This window comes from Fusobacterium massiliense, assembly GCF_900095705.1.
Taxonomy (GTDB): domain Bacteria; phylum Fusobacteriota; class Fusobacteriia; order Fusobacteriales; family Fusobacteriaceae; genus Fusobacterium; species Fusobacterium massiliense.
Genome location: NZ_LT608322.1, coordinates 1 through 1,687 on the forward strand (window position 1 = coordinate 1; position 1,687 = coordinate 1,687).

Annotated in this window: 2 protein-coding genes; both read right to left on the minus strand. The window is 23.8% G+C overall.

What is annotated here, in order from left to right:
- Nucleotides 1–115 precede the first annotated feature (115 nt).
- Nucleotides 116–676 carry a hypothetical protein gene (locus tag BQ2505_RS00005; protein WP_074015786.1) on the minus strand — a complete coding sequence of 187 codons (561 nt, stop codon included), beginning with the start codon at nt 674–676 and terminating at the stop codon, nt 116–118.
- Between the two features lie 29 nt (nt 677–705).
- A partial coding sequence (locus BQ2505_RS08755; RefSeq protein ID WP_235817354.1) for a hypothetical protein occupies nt 706–1,687 on the minus strand: 982 nt, incomplete at its 5' end.

The window sequence follows — 1,687 nt, forward strand, 5'->3', positions numbered from 1 at the left end:
CTTCCATAGAAACTATCTTGATTTATATATTTAAGTCTAATTTCCATAATTTAGAAAATGTAAGTAATAGATAGCCTAAAATCTTTAAGCTATCTATTCCAAACTACTACTAAAATTACATTGAAAAAAATTTTATCCCAGCACTTTCATAATAAATAGATATATTATCTCTCTTTATTATTAAACTTTTATTTGTCTTTAAATCTTTTATATAGATATCTATATAAAATCTTCCTTCTATAGTTCCTGTTCCTACCTTGTATTTTTCATTTCTTTTTCCTAAGATTCTTAAAAATTCTTTTTGTAATGGATAAATCTTTCTAATAATTTTTTCTTTTGTTTTTTCATCAATATAGGGTTCTGCAAAATCTTCTAAGTCATTTATATTTTTATTTATTTCTGCTGTTCCTATTACTTCATCATTAATACGGAAATTAATTTTTTCTAATTCTAAATTTATTGGTTCTGTATATTCTACTGATAAATCTGCATTATATTCAAAACTCATATCTTTTAATTCAGGGTAATCTTTTAATTTTACTTTACCTGTTTGATCTAAAATACTATAATTATTTTGAGGAACTATGTATGCATATTGTGATATAAAAGCTATGAAACTTAATAATAAAATTCCACTTATAGAAAATATCCATATTAATTTTTCTTTTAATTTCATTCTTCTTTCTCCTAATTTATAAACTATTTTTAGTTTATCATTTTATAAATTTCTTTTTTTCTTTTATTTTCAGCTGTTTCTTCAATTTTATTTATAATTTCTTTTAATTCATTAGATGATACACTATCTTTTTCTCTTGTATTTAATTCATTCCTTATTTCATCATAATTATTTTGAATTTTATATCCCAAAAAAAGATCTCCTATTTTCTCTCTTTCTTCCCTTCTTGTTGGATCATTTGGACCTGTTCCATACTTTTTCCACAAATTAACATCTTTTAGATGACTTACAAAATCTATTGGATTTTTTACTACACTTTTATATGTATGAAAATTGTAAGTCCCTACAACTATTGGGTCATATACTGGTTTATTATTTTGGTCTAATATTAGTTCATATCCATCTTCATTAACGAACTTTTTATAACGATTTGTTTTACCAAATTTAAAATACAATTCTCCATTTATTTTTTCTATATTATGGTATATTGCTTCTTCTGCTTTTATTTCAGTTAATTTTAATTTTTCTCCATTATCTCTTGTGATTTCAATATAACCTTCACCAATTTTATCAATAGTCTTTGCTTTTACAAAGTGTTTAGCTTGATAAAAATAATAATTTGTTTGTTCTCTATATTCAGCATCTTTTGAATATTTATCCCAATCAATTTTATAATAACCTTTTCCATAATTTTTATCAATAGTTTCCTGTAATTCTTTCTCGGTATAAGTTTTACTTGGAAATTTTGTAAGAGGTTTAGCAATTTTAGCTTTTGCCATTTCTATTCTTAGATCTTTTCTATAATCATTATAACCATCATTAGATTTGTCTCCAACCTTTTCTCCAACATCAGCATTACTTAAATCTATTCCATCTGTTGATAATTTTATCTTACTGTTGTTATCTTCTCCAAACTTTTTCTTTACATATTCATTTGCTGGTCTTCCTAAAGTTTCTAAACCTTCTTCATCATTTGAATTATCTTCTGCTACTTTCTTATCTTGTCTTCCT

Excerpts from the sequence above, each read along its gene's own strand:
- BQ2505_RS00005 (WP_074015786.1), bottom strand. The coding sequence starts at position 676 with ATGAAATTAAAAGAAAAATTAATATGGATATTTTCTATAAGTGGAATT.